The organism is Streptomyces sp. O3 (assembly GCF_054788135.1).
Genome location: NZ_JBTVYK010000013.1, coordinates 1 through 17,377, shown reverse-complemented (window position 1 = coordinate 17,377; position 17,377 = coordinate 1). Strand labels below are relative to the sequence as shown.

Here is a 17,377-nt window from a genome sequence, read left to right as displayed (position 1 = left end):
CAACCGTTCGTAGGGTGCCGCGTCAGTGCCGCGTCGTGCCGTGAGGTGGGGGGACAGTCCTTGGTGTCGGTCGACGCGTCGGCGCAGTCCGAGAACGATACGAGCGACACACCGCCCCCGCCGCCGCGCCGGGGCGCCGCGACGGCGCTGCGCGGCCTGGGGCTGCTCGTGGCCGTCGCCGCGCTGGTCGTCATCGCCCTGCTCAGCGTCTGGCTCGGGACTCGCGGGATTCCGTTCACCTCCACGTGGGACGTGCTGTGGCACAACGACGGCTCCAAGGCCGCCGTGGTCATCCACGACTACCGCATCCCCCGTACCCTGCTCGGCCTGCTGGTGGGCGTGGCGCTGGGAGTCGCGGGCGCGTTGATGCAGGCGCTGACCCGCAACCCGCTCGCCGATCCGGGCCTGCTCGGTGTGAACCTCGGCGCCTCGACCGGCGTGGTGGTGGCCATCGGGTTCCTGGGCGTGGGGTCGGTGCTCGGCTATGTGTGGTTCGCCTTCCTGGGCGCCGCGCTCGCGTCGGCGGCCGTCTATCTGCTCAGCTCGGCCGGGCGCGGCCCGGCCACACCGGAACGGCTGATCGTCGCGGGAGCGGCGCTCACCGCGGTGCTCTACGCCTTCAACTCGGCCGTGCTGCTGCTCGACCCCGAGGCCTTCGACGCCTTCCGGTTCTGGACGGTGGGCACGCTCGGCGGCCGGAACATCGACGTGGTGTACGTGATCCTGCCGTTCGTCGTCGTGGGCCTGGCGATCGCCCTGGCGCTGGCCAGGCCGCTGAACGCGCTGGCGCTCGGGGACCAGGCCGGACGGGCGCTCGGCGTCCGCGTCGGCCAGACCAGGGGGCTCGGCGCGGTCGCCGTGATGCTGCTGTGCGGCGCGGCCACCGCCGCGGCCGGGCCGATCGGCTTCGTCGGCCTCGCGGTGCCGCATGTGGCCCGGTTCGTGGTCGGACCCGACCAGCGCTGGGTGCTCGCGTACTCGACGCTGCTCGCCCCGATCCTGCTCCTCGGCTCGGACGTCCTGGGCCGGGTGATCGGCCGCCCCGGCGAGGTCCAGGTGGGCATCGTCACCGCGTTCCTGGGCGCCCCCCTGTTCATCGCGCTGTGCCGTCGCCGAAAGCTGGTCATGCTGTGAGCGCCCTGAAGACCGACCCCCCGAAGACCGTCGCCCCGAAGACGGCCGCCGACCGGGCCGCCGCGCGCACCGCCCCGCGGCGCGCGGTCGGCGGCCTGGTCGTACGCACCCGGAGCGGGCGGCTCTCGCTGCGCGTCAAGGGGCGCGCGGTCGCCGTGGCGACGGCCCTGCTGCTGACGTTCCTCGTGGTCGTCGCGGTCACCCTGACCACCGGTGACTTCGACCTGTCCGTCGGCGAGGTCCTCCAGGCGCTGGCCGGGAACGGGTCGGGCGCCGCCGACTTCATCGTCAACACCGTGCGCCTGCCCCGGCTGCTGACCGCGCTCTTCGTCGGCGCGGCCCTGGCGGTCAGCGGCGGCATCCTGCAGAGCCTCACCGGCAACGCGCTCGGCAGCCCGGACATCATCGGCTTCACCAACGGCGCGGCGACCGGAGCCCTGCTGGTCATCATCATGCTGCACGGCAGCATGCTCCAGATCGCGCTGGGCGCGCTGGTCGGCGGTCTCGCCACCGCGCTCGCCGTCTACCTGCTGGTGTTCACCAGAGGGCTGCACGGATTCCGGCTCGTCGTGGTCGGGATCGGGGTGAGCGCCCTGCTGCTCGCCGTCAACCAGTACCTGATCACCCGAGCCAGCCTCCAGGAGGCGCTGGAGGCGCAGACCTGGCTGATCGGCAGCCTGAACAGCCGGGGCTGGACCCAGGCGACCGGCGTGGGCATCGCCGTCGCGATCCTCCTCCCGCTCGCCTTCGCCTATGCCCGCAGGCTGGCGATGCTGGAGATGGGCGGCGACACCGCGAAGGCGCTCGGCGTCGATGTGGAGCGCAGCCGACTGGTCCTGCTCCTGGTCAGCGTGGCGCTGGCCGCGCTCGCCACGGCCGCGACCGGCCCGATCTGGTTCGTCGCGCTGGCCGCCCCGCAACTGGCCCGCCGCCTGACCCGGTCGTCCGGGCCCGCGCTGGTCCCGGCGGCCCTGATGGGCGCCGTCCTGCTGGCCGCGAGCGATCTCGCCATACAGCGGGTGTTCACCACCGCCATCCTGCCGGTGGGCGTGGCGACCGGCTGCATCGGCGGTCTCTACCTCATCTGGCTGCTGGTCACCGAGTCGCGAAAGAGCCGCACATGACCGAGACCGTGAACGAGCCACGTCCCATGGACGAGCCGCGTCCCGTGGAGGACACGCGTCCTGTGGAGGACACGCCCCCCACGCCGCCGCCCGCCCCCGCGGGCACTCGGCTGTGGGCCGAGAACCTCACGCTGTCCTACGACCAGCGGACCGTGGCGCGTGACCTCTCGGTCACCGTCCCCGACGGTTCGTTCACCGTGATACTCGGCCCGAACGCCTGCGGCAAGTCCACCCTGCTCAAGGCGCTGGCCCGGATGATCAGACCCAGGGCGGGCGAGGTGCATCTGGACGGCGCCCCGATCTCCTCGTACCGGCCGCGCGAGGTCGCCCGCAGGCTCGGCCTGCTGCCGCAGACGTCCACCGCCCCGGCCGGGATCACCGTGGGGGACCTGGTGGCCCGCGGCCGCTACCCGCACCAGCGGCTGCTGCGGCAGTGGTCCGTCGAGGACGAGGCCGCGGTGACCGAGTCGATGCGGCAGACCGGGGTGCTCGACCTCGCCGACCGGCCCGTCGACGACCTCTCCGGCGGTCAGCGGCAACGCGTGTGGCTGGCCATGGTGCTGGCGCAGCAGACCTCCATCCTGCTCCTGGACGAACCGACCACCTTCCTTGACATCGCCCACCAGATCGAGGTCCTGGACCTCTGCGCCGACCTGCACGAGCAGCGGGGGCACACGATCGTCGCGGTGCTCCACGACCTCAACCAGGCCTGCCGCTACGCCACCCACCTGGTGGTGATGCGCCCCGGCGGCGTCATCGCCGCCGAAGGCGACCCGGCGAAGGTGATGACCGCCGAGCTGGTCGAGGACGTGTTCGGCCTGCCGTGCCGGATCATCGACGACCCGGAGACCGGGACGCCGCTGGTCGTGCCCGCCGCCCGCAAACGCCCGGCCGCGGCGCAGGGCGTGGCCGCGGCGGTGACCGAGTAGGAGGCCGAAGCCCCGTGCTCTGTACGAAGCTGACGAACGCGCGGTTCCACACCATGGACCCGGCCCACCCCGTCGCCCACGAGCTGGGGATCTGGCGCGGCCGGATCGTGGGCCTGGACGACGCCGTGAGCGCGCTGCCCGCGCGCCGGGTCGTGGACCTCCAGGGGGCCGTCGTGCTGCCCGGATTCATCGACAGCCATGTGCACCTGGCCTGGACGGGGCTGCGGGCGAGCGTCCCCAGCGTCGCCCCGTGCCGCCGGGTCGAGGACGTCCTGGGCGTGGTGGCCGAGGCCGTCGCGCGCAGGCCGCCCGGCTCCTGGGTGTCGCTGTCCGGCTACGACCAGCGGAGCCTCGGGCGGCATCTGACCGCGGCCGAGCTCGACAAGGTCAGCGACGGGCGCAAGGTGTTCCTGCTGCACGACTCCGGCCACGCCTGTGTGGTCAACAGCGCCGTCCTGGAGCTGCTGCCCGGCGACGTGCCGCACCAGGACGGCTATCTCGCCGAGGGCGCCATGGGCGCCGCGCGCCGACTGCGGCTGCCGTACTCCCTGGACGAGTTGGGCGACGCGATCGCGCACGCGACCCGGATCTGCCGGGCCGAGGGCGTGACCGCGGTCGCCGAAGCGGGCATCGGCGGCGCGCTGTTCGGCCACAGCCCGGTCGAACTCGCCGCCTACCAGCGGGTGCGCGAGCAGGGCCGACTGCCGCTGCGGGTCCAGCTCATGGTGGCCGCCGACACCCTGCACCCGTCCGGAGCGCACGCGGACGACGGCATTCCGCGCGCCCTCGACCTCGGCCTGCGCACCGGCTTCGGCGACGACTGGCTCTCGGTCGGCGCCCTGAAGATCTACACCGACGGCGGCATGATGGCCCGTACGGCCGCGCTGAGCGCCCCATACCACGGTCTGGAGCACACCGGGCAGCTCCAGGACGACCCGGAGCGCCTCGCGGACACCATCGTCGACGGCCATCTCGCCGGGTGGCAGCTCGCCGTGCACGCCATCGGCGACCGTGCCGCCGACCTCGCGCTGGACGCGCTGGAACGAGCCCAGAGTCTCAAGCCGCGCCCCGAGGCCCGGCACCGTATCGAGCACGCCGGGCTGATCCGCCCCGACCAGCTGGCCCGCTTCGCGCGCGTCGGCGCGATCGCCGTGGTCCAGCCGAACTTCCTGCGCTACTTCGGCGACGACTACGCGTCGATCATGGGCGACGAGCGGGCCCCCTGGCTGTACCGGGGCCGGGGGTTCCTGGAGCACGGCATCGAACTCGTGGGCAGCTCCGACCGCCCGGTCACCGACGGAGCGCCGCTGCGCGCCATCCAGTTCATGGTCGAACGGGCCAGTGAGTCGGGCCGGTTGATCGGCCCCGATGAGGCGATCACGGTCGACGAGGCGCTGCGCGCCTACACCGTCGGTGGCGCGCACGCCTGCCACTGGGACGACAGCGCGGGCAGCCTCACGCCGGGCAAGCGCGCCGACCTGGTGGTGCTGGGGGACGACCCGCGGCGCGTCAGCCCCTCGCGGATCGGCGCGATCGAGGTGGTCGCGACCTACGTCGACGGCCGGGAGCCGGACCGCACGTCAGACCGCGTGTCAGACCACGCGTCAGAGCCCGCATCAGTCCAAGAAGCAGACCGGGAACCGGAAGGGACCGCCACACCATGATCACGCGAACCGACGGCATCGAGGGCTACGCACATCTGTGGCAGTCCCCAGGGGCGGCCCGGCATCGGTGGGTCCTGTGGGACGCCCCGGAGGGGACCCTGGTCTTCGACCAGGAGATCAACTGCCCCGAGAGCATCGACGAACCGGCCCTGGGCGACGTCGTACGCCGGATGCGCGCGGCGGGGGTGCCGGAGACCGACGCGTATCCGGGACGCCCCTGCGGACGGAGCCGCCCTGCCCTTCTGTGACGCGTGGGACACCTGGTTTGGCAGCTGACTTAGGTAAGGCTAACCTTAGGTCATCTGGTGTTCCTGGGCGTCGCGGTGGCCGAGCCGCGCTCCGTGCGCGCGGGACCGACGGAAGGGAAATCCTTGATCACGGCCGCCCCGCGCCCCGCTGCTTCGCCGTCCCGCACCACCCGTCCCGTCCCGCGCCCGCTCCCGCCGCCGGTACGGTCCGCGCGCCGCGCGGACGCGGCAGCCCTGGCGGCGCTCTCCGGGCCGTTCGCGCGCTCGGGAGCGCTGCGCCGACGGCCCTTCGCCCGCTATGTGGCGGACGCCGGGGACTTCCTGGTCGTGGACGACGGCGACGGCACCCTGGCGGGCTGCCTGGGGCTGCGGGTGCATCCGGCCGAACCCGCCCGCGGCCGCGGCGCGACCGGCGTCCTGTACAACTTCTGTGTCGCGCCCCGCAGTCAGGGCCGCGGCGTGGGCGCCCACCTGCTGCGCGCCGCGCTCGCCCAGGCCGCCGCCCAGTCGCTGGACGCCCTGTTCACGGCCACCACCGGCGACGGCGCCCTCTTCCTCCGCTACGGCTTCGCGCCCGCCGACGCGGGCTTCGCGCCGACCGCCTGGGCCGACTCGCTGGACCCGCGACGCGGTTCGCGCGTACTCGCCCGCGTCCTCTGACAGCCTGACAGCCGACAGGGGCCGGTCCGTGAGCGTCTATAAGACGCGCGGACCGGCCCCTGTCGGCGAGTCGGCCAGCCGGGAAGCCGGGAAGCCGTGTACTCGGCGGTCAGACGGCGGTCAGACGGCGAGGACGCCCGGCAGCGCCGCGACCAGCTCGTCCACCTGCTCCGCGCTGACGGTCAGCGCCGGAGCCAGCCGCACCGTCGTCGGCCCGACCGCGTTCACGAGGAACCCGGCGTCCTGCGCCGCCCGTTGGACGAGCGGGGCGACCGGCTCAGTGAGGACGACGCCCAGCAGCAGCCCCGCGCCCCGCACCTGGCCCACCCGAGCGTGCTTCAGCTCCTCGACGCCGCCGCGCAGCCGCTCGCCCACCCGCGCCACATGGGCCAGCAGGCCCTCGGCCTCGATGGTCTCCAGTACGGCGAGCCCGGCCGCGCAGGACACCGGATTCCCGCCGAACGTCGAGCCGTGCTGCCCCGGAGCCAGCAGGTCGGCGGTCGCGCCGAACGCCACCGTCGCGCCGATCGGCAGCCCGCCGCCGAGCCCCTTGGCCAGCGTCACCACATCCGGGTCCGCGCCCCGTACCGCCTGGTGGGCGAACAGTGGCCGGTGCGGCCGATCCCGGTCTGTACCTCGTCGAGCACCAGCAGCGTGCCGGTCGCCCGAGTGATCTCGCGGGCCGCCCGCAGATAGCCGTCGGGGGCGGGCAGCACCCCGGCCTCGCCCTGGACCGGCTCCACGAAGACCGCGGCCGTCTCCTCGGTGACCGCCGCCCGCAGCGCCGCCACGTCACCGAACGGCACATGGGACACCTCGCCAGGCAGCGGCAGGAACGGCTCGCGCTTCGCGGGCTGGCCGGTCAGCGCGAGCGCGCCCAGGGTGCGGCCGTGGAAGCCGCCTCGGGTCGCGACCAGCCGGGTCCGCCCCGTCCGCCGAGCGAGCTTGAAGGCCGCCTCGACCGCCTCCGTACCGGAGTTGGCGAAGAACACCCGCCCCTGACGCCCCAGCAGGCCCAGCAGCCGTTCGGCCAGCGCGACCGGCGGCTCGGCCGCGTACAGGTTGGAGACATGGCCGAGCCGGGCGACCTGCGCGCTGACCGCCGACACCACGGCGGGGTGCGCGTGCCCGAGTGTGTTCACCGCGATCCCGCCGGTGAAGTCGAGATAGGCGCGCCCGGACTCGTCCCACACCGTGCTGCCCTCGCCCCGGACCAGCGCCAGCGGGGGAGTGCCGTACGTGTCCATCAGGGCGGACCGCCAACGGTCCCTGAGGGACGGGCGGTTCGCCGCGCCGGCGCCGACGCCGGTGTCGGTGCTCATATGTCGCCCTCCTCGTCCGGGACCACCGTGGTGCCCGTGCGGCCGTCGCCGGTGAACACCCCGTGCAGCAGCGCGTGCGGCACCCGGCCGTCCAGGACGTGCGCCATGGGCACCCCCGCCTGGGCGGCCCGCAGACAGCCCTCCATCTTGGGCAGCATCCCGCCCGCCAACTCCGGCAGCAGCTTCTCCAGTTCGGTCGCGGTCAGCCGGTCGACGACCTCGGTGCTGTGCGGCCAGTTCGCGTACAGCCCCGCCACGTCGGTGAGCACCACCAGCTTCGCGGCGCCGACGGCCGCCGCGACGGCGGAGGCCGCGAGATCGGCGTTGACGTTGTAGACCTGCCCGTCGGCGCCGCGCGCCACGGGCGAGACCACCGGGACACGGCCCTGCTCCAGCAGGTCGCGTATCGCGCTCGGATCCACCTCCACGACCTCGCCGACCAGGCCGATGTCCACCGGCTCGCCGTCCACCCAGGCTCCGCGGCGCACGGCCGTCATGGTGTGCGCGTCCTCGCCGGACATGCCCACCGCGTACGGCCCGTGGCTGTTGACGAGCCCCACCAGCTGCCGCTGGACCTGGCCGGTCAGCACCATCCGGACCACCTCCATGACCTCCGGCGTGGTGACCCGCAGCCCCGCCTCGAAGCGGACCTCCAGGTCGAGCCGGGACAGCAGCGCGCTGATCTGCGGCCCGCCGCCGTGCACCACGACCGGGCGCACGCCCGCCTGACGCAGGGTCACCACATCTCGTGCGAAGGCCCGTTTCAGGTCCTCGTCCACCATGGCGTTGCCGCCGAACTTGATGACGACCGTACGGCCGCGGAACTCCCGCAGGGCGTCGCGGGGCTCGGCCGCCGCGCTGTCCCGCCCGTCCTCGGCCACCTGTGCCGCGCCCTCGCTCATGAGCTGTACGCGCTGTTCTCGTGGACGTACTCGGCGCTGAGGTCGTTGGTCCAGATCATCGCGGACGCGCCCCCGGACCGCAGATCGACCGTGACCGTGATCCGCCGCCGCGACAGGTCGACCGCGTCGCGGGGCTCGGCCGCCGCGCTGTCCCGGCACACCCAGACCCCGTTGACGGCCACATCCAGGCGGTCCGGGTCGAAAGCGGCGGACGTCGTGCCGATCTCGGACAGCACCCGGCCCCAGTTCGGGTCCTCGCCGTGCAACGCGCACTTGACCAGGTTGCTGCGGGCCACGGACCTGGCCACCGTCACGGCGTCCTCCTCCGACGCCGCGCCGACCACCTCGACGCCGATCTCCTTCGACGCGCCCTCCGCGTCCGCGACCAACTGCCGCGCCAGATCCAGGCATACGGCGTGCACGGCCTCGGCGAAGGCGTCCGGGTCCGGCGTGACCCCCGAGGCGCCGGAGGCGAGCAGCAGCACGGTGTCATTGGTGGACATACAGCCGTCCGAGTCCACCCGGTCGAAGGTGCTGCGCACCCCGTCCCGCAGCGCCTGGTTCAAGCCCAGGGCGTCGACGGCCGCGTCGGTGGTCAGCACGACCAGCATGGTGGCGAGCGAGGGGGCGAGCATGCCCGCGCCCTTCGCCATGCCGCCCACGGTCCAGCCGGGGCCCGCGTGCACCGCCGTCTTGTGCGTGGAGTCCGTCGTCTTGATCGCGACGGCCGCGTCACCGCCGCCCTCATCCGAGAGCCGCCCGGCCGCGGCGTCGACTCCGGCCGTGACCCGGTCCATCGGCAGCGGGACGCCGATCAGCCCGGTGGAGCACACCGCGACCTCCTGCGCGCTCACCCCGAGCGCCCGAGCGGTGTGCTCGGCCGTCGCGCGGGCGTCGTCGGCGCCCTGGGGGCCGGTGCACGCGTTGGCGCCACCGGAGTTGAGGACCACCCCGGACAGCAGGCCGTCGGCCAGCGCGCGCCGGGACCAGCGGACCGGTGCGGCCTGCACCCGGTTGGCGGTGAACACCCCGGCGGCCGCTCGGGACGGGCCGCGGTTCACCACCAGGGCCAGATCCAGGTCGCCGGATTCCTTGATCCCGGCGGCCACGCCGCTCGCGAGGAATCCCTGGGCAGCGGTCACGGTCACGGAGCCACTCCATTCATGGGCAGGCCAAGCCCCTCCGGCAGGCCGAGTGCGACGTTCATGCTCTGCACCGCGCCGCCCGCGGTGCCCTTCGTCAGGTTGTCGATCGCGCTGACCGCGATCAGCCGACGGGTCTGCTCGTCCACGGCCACCTGGATCCGGGCGCTGTTGGAGCCGAGTACGGCGGCGGTCGACGGCTGCTGCCCGGCGGGCAGCAGCCGGACGAACGGCTCGTCGGCGTAGGCGGTCTCGTACGCCGCCCGCACCGCCTGGGCGTCGACGCCGGGGCGCAGCCGGGCCGAGCAGGTGGCGAGGATGCCGCGGGCCATCGGGGCCAGGGTCGGCGTGAACGACACGGCCACTCGCTCACCCGCCACGCGTGACAGGTTCTGGGTCAGCTCCGGTGTGTGCCGGTGGCCGCCGCCGACGCCGTACGGGCTCATCGCGCCCATCACCTCGGCGCCGAGCAGCCGGGTGCTGGCGGTGCGGCCCGCCCCCGACGCGCCGCTCGCTGCGACGATCACCGCCTCTGGCTCCACCAGGGCCGCGGCGTAGGCCGGATACAGCGCGAGGGTCACCGCGGTCGGATAGCAGCCGGGCACCGCCACCCGGTCAGCGCCCTTCAACTCCTCGCGTGCTCCGGGCAGTTCGGGCAGCCCGTACGGCCAGGTCCCGGCGTGCGGCGACCCGTAGAACCGCTCCCAGTCGGCCGCGTCGCGCAGCCGGAAGTCCGCGCCGCAGTCCACGATCAGCGTCTCGCCGCCCAACTGCCGTGCGAGCGCCGCCGACTGGCCGTGCGGCAGGGCCAGGAACACCGCGTCATGCCCGCCGAGTGCTTCGGCCGAGGTCTCCAGGAGTACCCGGTCCGCGAGCGCGGCCAGGTGCGGTTGTACGTCCGCGAGGGTGCGGCCCGCGCTGCTGTGCGCGGTCAGCGCCCCGATCTCGACACCGGGGTGCGACAGCAGCAGGCGCAGGATCTCCCCTCCGGCGTAGCCGCTCGCTCCGGCCACCGCGACTCGTACCGACATGTTCTTCGTCTCTCCCGGCTCGATGGTTAGCTTAGCCTAACCTAATGGGTCGGGTGCTGGTGGTGGGAGGAAGCGCGGGAGAGAGCCGCGCTCCGGCGATATCCAGTTGACCGTCGGCACGTGTTCTCCCAGGCTGGTGCCTCACCGCCATCAGCCTGGGAGAACACGTGCCGACGGTCACCCCCGCCATGTTCCTTTGCCCGCTCGGCGACGACGCGGCGCTGATCCCGCGCACGGTCGCCATCGCGGAGGCCCACCAGGCCCTGCTGATGGCCAACTACAAGCGCCTCGCACAGGGGGACCCGGACTTCGACGCCGACAAGCCGACCACGCTCGACGAGACCCGCGCACGCCTGGAACGCCAGGGCCGCGCATGGCTCGAAGGGACCCAGCTGCCTCTCGACATCGCGGTACGGGCGGGCCAGGACTGGCGGCTCGTCGGGGCGGTCACCCTGACCTGCGACCCGGACATGCGGACCGCCGAGCTCGGCTATTGGATCGACGCGGCGTACGAAGGCCGGGGGCTGGTCTTCAGAGCCGCTACGGCGGTCCTGGACCAGGCGTTCGGCCCCCTCGGCATAGACCGTGTCGAACTGCGGACCGGCCCCGGCAACGCGCGCAGCCGCGGAGTGGCCCGCCGCCTGGGATTCACGGAGGAGGGCCTGCTCCGCGAGGCGGTGATCTTCCCCGGCGGAACACGCGAAGACGACGTCGTCTACGGACTCCTCGCGCGCGAGTGGCGCACGTCCCGTGAGCAAAGCGGCCCGCCGCAGCCAGCGGTTGCCCGCCCGCACACCGGCTGACAAGGTCTCCGGCATGCCCACGTTCACCGCGTACGACGGAACCCTGCTCGCCTGCCGCCTGTCAGGAGACGGCCCGCCGCTGGTGTGCCTGCCCGGCGGGCCGCTACAGGACTCCGGCTACCTGGGCGAACTCGGCGGACTCGGCGCGCACCGGCGGCTGATCCGGCTCGACCTGCGGGGGAGCGGCCGGTCGGCGACACCGGACGACCCGGCCACGTACCGCTGCGACCGGCTCGTCGACGACGTGGAGGCCCTGCGCGAGCACCTGGAACTCGACCGGATGGACCTGCTCGCGCACTCGGCGGGGACGAACCTGGCCGCGCGCTATGTGGAGCGCCACCCGGCCCGCGTCGGCAAGCTCGCGCTGATCACGCCGAGCGCGGCGGGCGTCGGCATCACGGTCGACGCGGACATCCGGCTGCGGACGGCCGGGCTGCGCCGCGACGAGCCGTGGTTCCCGGCGGCGTTCGCGGCCCTGGCGGCACGCGTCGGCGGCCAGCCGACCAAGGAGAACTTCCGGGCCGTCGCCCCGTTCTGGTACGGCCGCTGGGACGCGGCCGCCCGCGCGCACCGGGCCGCCGCGGACGAGCAGCGCGACCACGACGCCGCGGTGGCCTTCGCCGCCGAAGGCGCCTTCGACCCGGACGCCACCCGTGCGGCGCTCGCCTCGTTCGGACGGCCGGTGCTCCTGCTCGCCGGGGAGTTCGACGTGAACTCCCCGCCCTCCGCGGTGGCCGAGCTGGCCGGGATGTTCCCCCGCGCCGAACTCGCCGTCCAGCCAAGGGCCGGACACTTCCCGTGGCTGGACGACCCCGGCCTCTTCACCGCGACCGTCGCGACGTACCTGTCCGGCGCGTAGTCGCCCTGGCAGCCCCCGCCGCGTGGATCAGAGCTCCCGCTCGGGCTGGTTCTCCTCGGCCGTGTCCGGCCGGTGGTCGGGCAGCGACGAGCGGGCGGTGGCCTCGCCGTGCAGCCGCAGGAACTCCAGGTGCCGCTCGTACTGGTCGAGGATGTCCCCGATGAGCTGCTCCTTGCTGTAGCCCATCACGTCGTAGCCCTGGCTGCCGTCGGACAGATGCACCTCGAAGCGCACATAGGTGTCGTGCGCGGTGACCACACGGGTGGCGAACGCCGGGGTGGGCACCTCGACCGGCCGCACCTCGTACGAGAACACCTCGATGCCGCCCATCGGGATGTGCAGCCCCATGTGCGGGATGCCGACCTCGTCGTCGACGCCCTCCACGACCGACGCGTCGGCGCCCCGCTCGCTCAGCTCCGCCGCCACGTCCTGGAACGCCGCACGGCACACCTCGTCCATGAACCGGGTCGCCGCGCGCTTGCTGGGGAAGCTCATCGCCCGCCCCAGCCGCTGCCGCCAGTTCCGCTCGGCGGTCTGGCCGCGGTGCACGGTCCGCCCGGACAGCGACGAGGGCAGCGTGGTGGTCAGCGCGTCCTCCCGCATCCGTTCCACGCGCAGCGCCTTGTACAGGCCCCAGATGATCAGGAACATCACAAACGAGAACGGCAGACCCATGATGATCGTCGCATTGGTCAGCGCCTGTACGCCGCCGACCAGCAGCATGGCGAGAGTGAGCAGACCGGTCGCCGCCGCCCAGAAGATCCGCACCCACGGCCGGGCGTCGGTGCGCGGCGTCGGCAGGTCCGAACTGAGGTTGCTCATCACCAGGGCGCCGGAGTCCGCCGACGTCACATAGAGCAGCAGCCCGACGAACGTGGCGAGCCCGGCGCTGAACGTGGCCCCCGGAAACTGCCCGAGCAGCTCGTAGAAGCCCTGCTCGGGCGCGGCCGCCGCGGTCTCGCCGAACTCGGCGTTGCCGGACCGCACCAGCCCCAGCGCGCTGTTGCCGAAGATGGACAGGAACATCAGCGTGAACAGGAACGGGATGATCAGCGTCGCCGCCACGAACTGCCGGATGGTGCGGCCGCGCGAGATCCGCGCCAGGAACAGCCCGACGAACGGCGCCCACGCGATCCACCAGGCCCAGAAGAACAGCGTCCAGGCGTTCAGCCACTCGGTCGGCTGGTCGTAGGCGAAGGTGTTCAGCGCCATCGACGGGAACCGGCTCACATAGTCGCCGATGTTGAGGACGAGGCTGTTGAGCAGCCGAATCGGGCTGTCGACGAACAGCATGTAGAGCATCAGAACGATGGCGAGCACGACATTCAGCTCGGACAGCCGTCTGATGCCCCGGTCCACACCGGCCACCGCGGACACCGTGGCCAGGACCACCGCCACGGAGATCAGGGCGATCTGCGTGGCGGTCCCCTGCGGCACGTCGAAGAGGAACGTCAGCCCGTAGTTCAGCTGCACCACGCCGATGCCGAGGGACACCGAGATGCCGAACACCGTGCCGAGGATGGCCGCGAGGTCCACCGCGTCGCCCATCCGGCCGTGCACCCGCTTGCCGATGATCGGGTACAGCGCCGACCGGATCGCCAGCGGAAGCCGGTAGCGAAACGCGAAGTACCCGAGCGCCATGCCCATCAGCGCGTACATCGCCCAGCCGGTGATGCCGTAGTGGAACAGGGTCCACACGATCGCCTGCCGCGCCGCCTCGACGGTCTCCGGGTCGCCCTCGGGCGGGGCGAGGTACTGGCTGACCGGCTCGGCGACGGAGAAGAACATCAGGTCGATGCCGATGCCCGCCGCGAACAGCATGGTCGCCCAGGCGAACAGCCCGTAGTCGGGCGTCGAGTGCTGCGGCCCGAGCTTGATCTTCCCGTACCGGGACGCGGCCACGAACACCACGAACACCAGATACAGCGTGGCGGCGAGGAAGTAGTACCAGCCGAAGCCGTCGGAGATCCACCCCACCAGTACGCCGATGGTGTCCTCGGCGCCGTCCGGGGTGAGGATCGCCCAGATCGAGATGGCGAGGATCAGGACGGACGACCCGTAGAACACCACGGGCTTGAGCCTGCTGTCCTTCTCCGCGCCCGAGCCCGCGTCCTCGTCCGCCGGGCCCGGCGGCTGTGCCCCCCGGCCGTTGTCTTGGTCGATCGCCACGGGCTAGCTCTCCTCGGTCTGATGCCGGTAGAAGTCGGCCGTGGACGGCGCCAGAGGAGTGTTGCCGAGGATGAGGTCGGCGGACTTCTCGGCGAGCATCATCACCGGCGCGTAGATGTTCCCGTTGGTGAGGTACGGCATCGCGGACGCGTCGACCACGCGCAGCCCGTCCACCCCGTGCACCCGCATCGACGTCGGGTCCAGTACGGACATGTCGTCCACGCCCATGCGAGCCGTGCAGGACGGGTGATAGGCGGTCTCGGCGTCCCGCGCCACCCAGTCCAGGATCTCGTCGTCCGACTCGACGCTGGGCCCTGGCGACAGCTCGCCCGCGTCGTAGTCGGCGAAGGCGGGCTGGGAGAGGATGTCGCGCGCGACGCGGATCGCCTCCACCCATTCCTTGCGGTCGTTGGGCGTGGACAGATAGTTGAACCGCAGCGCCGGGTGCTTCCGCGGATCGCGCGACGTGATTTTCACCGACCCGCGCACATCCGAGTACATCGGCCCGATGTGCACCTGATAGCCGTGCTCGGCCCCCACCTCTGTGCCGTCGTAACGCACCGCGATGGGCAGGAAATGGAACATCAGATTGGGGTACTCGACGACGTCGTTGCCCCGCACGAATCCGCCCGCCTCGAAATGGTTGGTCGCCGCGGGACCGGTGTGGAAAAGCATCCACTGCAGTCCGATCGCGGGCCGACGGTGCCATTTGAGCGCCGGGTTATAGGAGATGGGCTGCTTGCAGGCATGCTGCACATACACCTCCAGATGATCCTGGAGATTCTCGCCGACGCCGCGCAGTTCGTGCACCATTTCGACGCCGAGCGGCCGCAGTTCGTCGGGGTTGCCGATGCCGGACAGCTGCAGCAGCTGGGGCGTGTTGATCGCGCCGCCGCTGAGGATCACCTCGCCGCCGTACACCTGCCGGCGCTGGCGGCCCCACCGCCGGTAGGCGACCCCCACCGCTCGTTTGCCCTGGAACAGCACCCGGTCCACCTGGGAGAAGCACTGCACCGTGAGGTTCGGCCGCTTCTTCACCGGGTGGACATAGGCCCGCGCGGCCGACCAGCGCCGCCCCTTGCGGATGTTGCGGTCGAAGCGGGCGAACCCTTCCTGCCGGTAGCCGTTCACATCGGACGTCAGCGAGTAGCCCGCCTGCTGGGACGCCGCCAGGAACGCGGAGAACAGCGGGTTCTTCGCCGGGCCGCGCTCCAGCCACAGCGGGCCGCCCTGTCCGCGCCACTCGTCGCCGCCCGCCGTGCAGTTCTCCATCCGCTTGAAGTACGGCAGGCAGTGCGCGTAGTCCCAGGTCTCCATGCCCGGATCGGAGGCCCAGCGCTCCAGGTCCATCGGATTGCCGCGCTGGAAGATCATTCCATTGATGGAACTCGACCCGCCGAGCAGCCTGCCCCGGCCGTGGCTGACGCGTCTGCCCTCCATGAACGGTTCCGGTTCGGACTCATAGCACCAGTCGTAGAAGCGGTTGCCGATGACCATCGTCAACGCGGCGGGCATATGCGTGAGGATGTCGAGACTCCAGTCGGGCCGTCCCGCCTCCAGGACGAGGACCTTGTTGCCCGGATCCGCGCTGAGCCGATTGGCCAACGCGCAGCCCGCCGATCCGCCGCCGACGATGATGTAGTCGTACTCCGCCTGGCTCATGCTGCTCCTCGGGTTCGCATTGCACCCCCCAGTGGCACGCGTTAAACATAAGCAGCGGGGAATTCCTACGCACAACGGTGGAGCTGCATTCGGCTTAACCGGGGAAGGTTCGCCACGTCCAGTCTGCTGATCGGTGGAAAGTGGGTGGCCGCGTCCGGCGGCGCCACCCGAGAGATCCTGAACCCCTACGACCAGTCCGTGGTCCAGACGGTGGACGAGGGCGACCGGGCGGACGCGCTGGCCGCCGTGGCCGCGGCGAGGACCGCGTTCGACCACGGTGAGTGGCCCGCGTCGACGCCGCGGCAGCGCGCCGAGCTGCTGAGCCGCACGGCCGAGTTCCTCCAGCGCGACCGGGCGGAGATCGCCCGCCTGGAGACACTGGACACCGGCAAGACCCTCGTCGAGAGCGGTATCGACGTCGACGACGTGACCGCGGTGTTCCGCTACTACGCGAGCGAGGCCGAGGCCGACTCCGGGCGGCTGGTGGACGCGGGCGACCCGCGGATCCGCAGCCGCGTCGTCCACGAACCGGTCGGCGTGTGCGCGCTGATCGCACCCTGGAACTATCCGCTGCTCCAGGCGTCGTGGAAGGTCGCGCCCGCGCTGGCCGCCGGGAACACCATGGTGCTCAAGCCCAGCGAGATCACCCCGCTGAGCACTGTCAAGATGGTCGAGCTGATCGAGGAGGCCGGTGCGCCGCCCGGCGTGCTCAACCTGGTGCTCGGCGCGGGCCCGGCCGTCGGCGCGCCGCTGGTGGAGAGCCCCGACGTCGATCTGGTGTCCTTCACCGGCGGCCTGGCCACCGGCCAGATGATCATGCGTACGGCGGCCGACACCGTCAAGAACGTCGCCCTGGAACTCGGCGGCAAGAACCCCAACATCGTCTTCGCCGACGCCGACCTGGAGACCGCGCTCGACTACGCCCTGACCGCCGTGTTCTTCCACGCCGGACAGGTGTGCTCGTCCGGCACCCGGCTCATCGTGGAGGACTCCCTGCACGACCGCTTCGTCGCCGGACTGGTCGAGCGCACCGAGCGCATCCGGCTCGGCAACGGCCTCGACGAGCACACCGAGAGCGGCCCGCTGGTCTCCGCCGAGCACCGCGACAAGGTCGAGGCCTATGTGCGGCTCGCCGTCGAGGAGGGCGCGAAGCTGGTCGCGGGCGGCAGGCGTCCGGACGAACCGGAGCTGCGCGACGGGTTCTTCTACCGGCCGACGGTCTTCGACGACTGCACCCGCGACATGCGCATCGTGCAGGAGGAGACCTTCGGCCCGATCCTGACCGTGGAGCGCTTCACCGACGAGGACCGCGCGGTCGAACTGGGCAATGACACCGACTACGGGCTGGCCGGGGCCGTGTGGACCGCCGACACCGCCAGGGCCGAGCGCGTCGCGCGGCGGCTGCGGCACGGCACGGTGTGGATCAACGACTTCGGCCCGTATCTGCCGCAGGCGGAGTGGGGCGGGTTCAAGCGCTCCGGCATCGGCCGCGAGCTGGGCCGCGAGGGCCTCGCCGAGTACCGCGAGGCCAAGCACATCTACGAGAACACCGCTCCGGAGCCCCAGCACTGGTTCGCGCGCTGACCCAGCGCGAAACGGGCGGTCGCGGGCGGTGCGCGGACGGTGTGAGGGCGGTGGGGGGCGGGGGGGCCCCCCCCCCCGCCCCCCCCCCCCCCCCCCCCCCCCCGGGGCGCCCCGCGGGGGGGGGGGGCCCCCCCCCCGCCCCCC

The 17,377-nt window shown here is 72.5% G+C and carries 14 protein-coding genes and 1 pseudogene; 9 read left to right on the top strand and 6 right to left on the bottom strand.

Annotated features, from left to right (window positions below; all coding sequences use genetic code 11):
• Positions 1–63 precede the first annotated feature (63 nt).
• The 6 genes from ACX6XY_RS08945 (at position 64) to ACX6XY_RS08920 (ending at position 5,759) form a co-directional block, all read left to right on the top strand.
• Positions 64–1,134, top strand: coding sequence for a FecCD family ABC transporter permease (locus tag ACX6XY_RS08945; protein ID WP_460328065.1), 1,071 nt, complete (start codon positions 64–66; stop codon positions 1,132–1,134).
• Between the two features lie 5 nt (positions 1,135–1,139).
• Positions 1,140–2,258 (top strand): FecCD family ABC transporter permease, encoded by a 1,119-nt coding sequence (locus tag ACX6XY_RS08940; RefSeq protein ID WP_460328139.1) that lies wholly within the window; start codon positions 1,140–1,142, stop codon positions 2,256–2,258.
• A complete protein-coding gene (locus tag ACX6XY_RS08935) occupies positions 2,255–3,187 on the top strand; it encodes an ABC transporter ATP-binding protein (protein ID WP_460328064.1) in 933 nt (310 codons plus the stop codon). The genes ACX6XY_RS08940 and ACX6XY_RS08935 overlap by 4 nt, the downstream gene beginning before the upstream one ends.
• Before the next feature lie 14 nt (positions 3,188–3,201).
• The gene (locus tag ACX6XY_RS08930) at positions 3,202–4,851 is read left to right on the top strand and encodes an amidohydrolase (RefSeq protein WP_460328063.1); all 1,650 of its coding nucleotides are present in this window, start codon (positions 3,202–3,204) and stop codon (positions 4,849–4,851) included.
• The gene (locus tag ACX6XY_RS08925) at positions 4,848–5,099 is read left to right on the top strand and encodes a hypothetical protein (RefSeq protein WP_460328061.1); all 252 of its coding nucleotides are present in this window, start codon (positions 4,848–4,850) and stop codon (positions 5,097–5,099) included. Before ACX6XY_RS08930 ends, ACX6XY_RS08925 begins: the two co-directional genes overlap by 4 nt.
• 123 nt (positions 5,100–5,222) lie before the next feature.
• Complete coding sequence (locus ACX6XY_RS08920; RefSeq protein WP_460328060.1) at positions 5,223–5,759, top strand: GNAT family N-acetyltransferase; 537 nt, start codon at positions 5,223–5,225, stop codon at positions 5,757–5,759.
• A gap of 120 nt (positions 5,760–5,879) precedes the next feature.
• On the opposite strand, the pseudogene ACX6XY_RS08915 reads toward ACX6XY_RS08920, so the two are convergent.
• From ACX6XY_RS08915 to argC, 4 genes and pseudogenes are all read right to left on the bottom strand, one after another.
• A pseudogene (locus ACX6XY_RS08915) lies at positions 5,880–7,081 on the bottom strand (acetylornithine transaminase).
• Positions 7,078–7,983 (bottom strand): acetylglutamate kinase, encoded by a 906-nt coding sequence (argB, locus tag ACX6XY_RS08910; RefSeq protein ID WP_460328059.1) that lies wholly within the window; start codon positions 7,981–7,983, stop codon positions 7,078–7,080. The pseudogene ACX6XY_RS08915 and the gene argB overlap by 4 nt, the downstream one beginning before the upstream one ends.
• A complete protein-coding gene (argJ, locus tag ACX6XY_RS08905; protein ID WP_460328058.1) occupies positions 7,980–9,131 on the bottom strand; it encodes a bifunctional glutamate N-acetyltransferase/amino-acid acetyltransferase ArgJ in 1,152 nt (383 codons plus the stop codon). Before argJ ends, argB begins: the two co-directional genes overlap by 4 nt.
• Positions 9,128–10,156 (bottom strand): N-acetyl-gamma-glutamyl-phosphate reductase, encoded by a 1,029-nt coding sequence (gene argC / locus ACX6XY_RS08900; protein ID WP_460328056.1) that lies wholly within the window; start codon positions 10,154–10,156, stop codon positions 9,128–9,130. The genes argJ and argC overlap by 4 nt, the downstream gene beginning before the upstream one ends.
• A gap of 167 nt (positions 10,157–10,323) precedes the next feature.
• Here argC and ACX6XY_RS08895 point away from each other — a divergent pair, with 167 nt between their 5' ends.
• Both ACX6XY_RS08895 and ACX6XY_RS08890 read left to right on the top strand, forming a co-directional pair.
• Positions 10,324–10,959 (top strand): GNAT family N-acetyltransferase, encoded by a 636-nt coding sequence (locus ACX6XY_RS08895; RefSeq protein ID WP_460328055.1) that lies wholly within the window; start codon positions 10,324–10,326, stop codon positions 10,957–10,959.
• Between the two features lie 13 nt (positions 10,960–10,972).
• Complete coding sequence (locus tag ACX6XY_RS08890) at positions 10,973–11,818, top strand: alpha/beta fold hydrolase (RefSeq protein ID WP_460328054.1); 846 nt, start codon at positions 10,973–10,975, stop codon at positions 11,816–11,818.
• A 27-nt stretch (positions 11,819–11,845) separates the two neighbouring features.
• On the opposite strand, the gene betT is transcribed toward ACX6XY_RS08890, so the two are convergent.
• The gene (gene betT / locus ACX6XY_RS08885) at positions 11,846–13,987 is read right to left on the bottom strand and encodes a choline BCCT transporter BetT (protein WP_460328053.1); all 2,142 of its coding nucleotides are present in this window, start codon (positions 13,985–13,987) and stop codon (positions 11,846–11,848) included.
• A 3-nt stretch (positions 13,988–13,990) separates the two neighbouring features.
• Positions 13,991–15,649, bottom strand: coding sequence for a choline dehydrogenase (betA, locus tag ACX6XY_RS08880; RefSeq protein WP_460328052.1), 1,659 nt, complete (start codon positions 15,647–15,649; stop codon positions 13,991–13,993).
• A gap of 87 nt (positions 15,650–15,736) precedes the next feature.
• On the opposite strand from betA, the gene ACX6XY_RS08875 reads away from it, so the two are divergent.
• Positions 15,737–17,233, top strand: coding sequence for an aldehyde dehydrogenase family protein (locus ACX6XY_RS08875; RefSeq protein ID WP_460328137.1), 1,497 nt, complete (start codon positions 15,737–15,739; stop codon positions 17,231–17,233).
• Positions 17,234–17,377 lie beyond the last annotated feature (144 nt).

Excerpts from the sequence above, each read along its gene's own strand:
- ACX6XY_RS08935 (WP_460328064.1), top strand. The coding sequence starts at position 2,255 with ATGACCGAGACCGTGAACGAGCCACGTCCCATGGACGAGCCGCGTCCC.
- ACX6XY_RS08925 (WP_460328061.1), top strand. The coding sequence starts at position 4,848 with ATGATCACGCGAACCGACGGCATCGAGGGCTACGCACATCTGTGGCAG.
- argB (WP_460328059.1), bottom strand. The coding sequence starts at position 7,983 with ATGAGCGAGGGCGCGGCACAGGTGGCCGAGGACGGGCGGGACAGCGCG.
- argC (WP_460328056.1), bottom strand. The coding sequence starts at position 10,156 with ATGTCGGTACGAGTCGCGGTGGCCGGAGCGAGCGGCTACGCCGGAGGG.
- ACX6XY_RS08890 (WP_460328054.1), top strand. The coding sequence starts at position 10,973 with ATGCCCACGTTCACCGCGTACGACGGAACCCTGCTCGCCTGCCGCCTG.
- betA (WP_460328052.1), bottom strand. The coding sequence starts at position 15,649 with ATGAGCCAGGCGGAGTACGACTACATCATCGTCGGCGGCGGATCGGCG.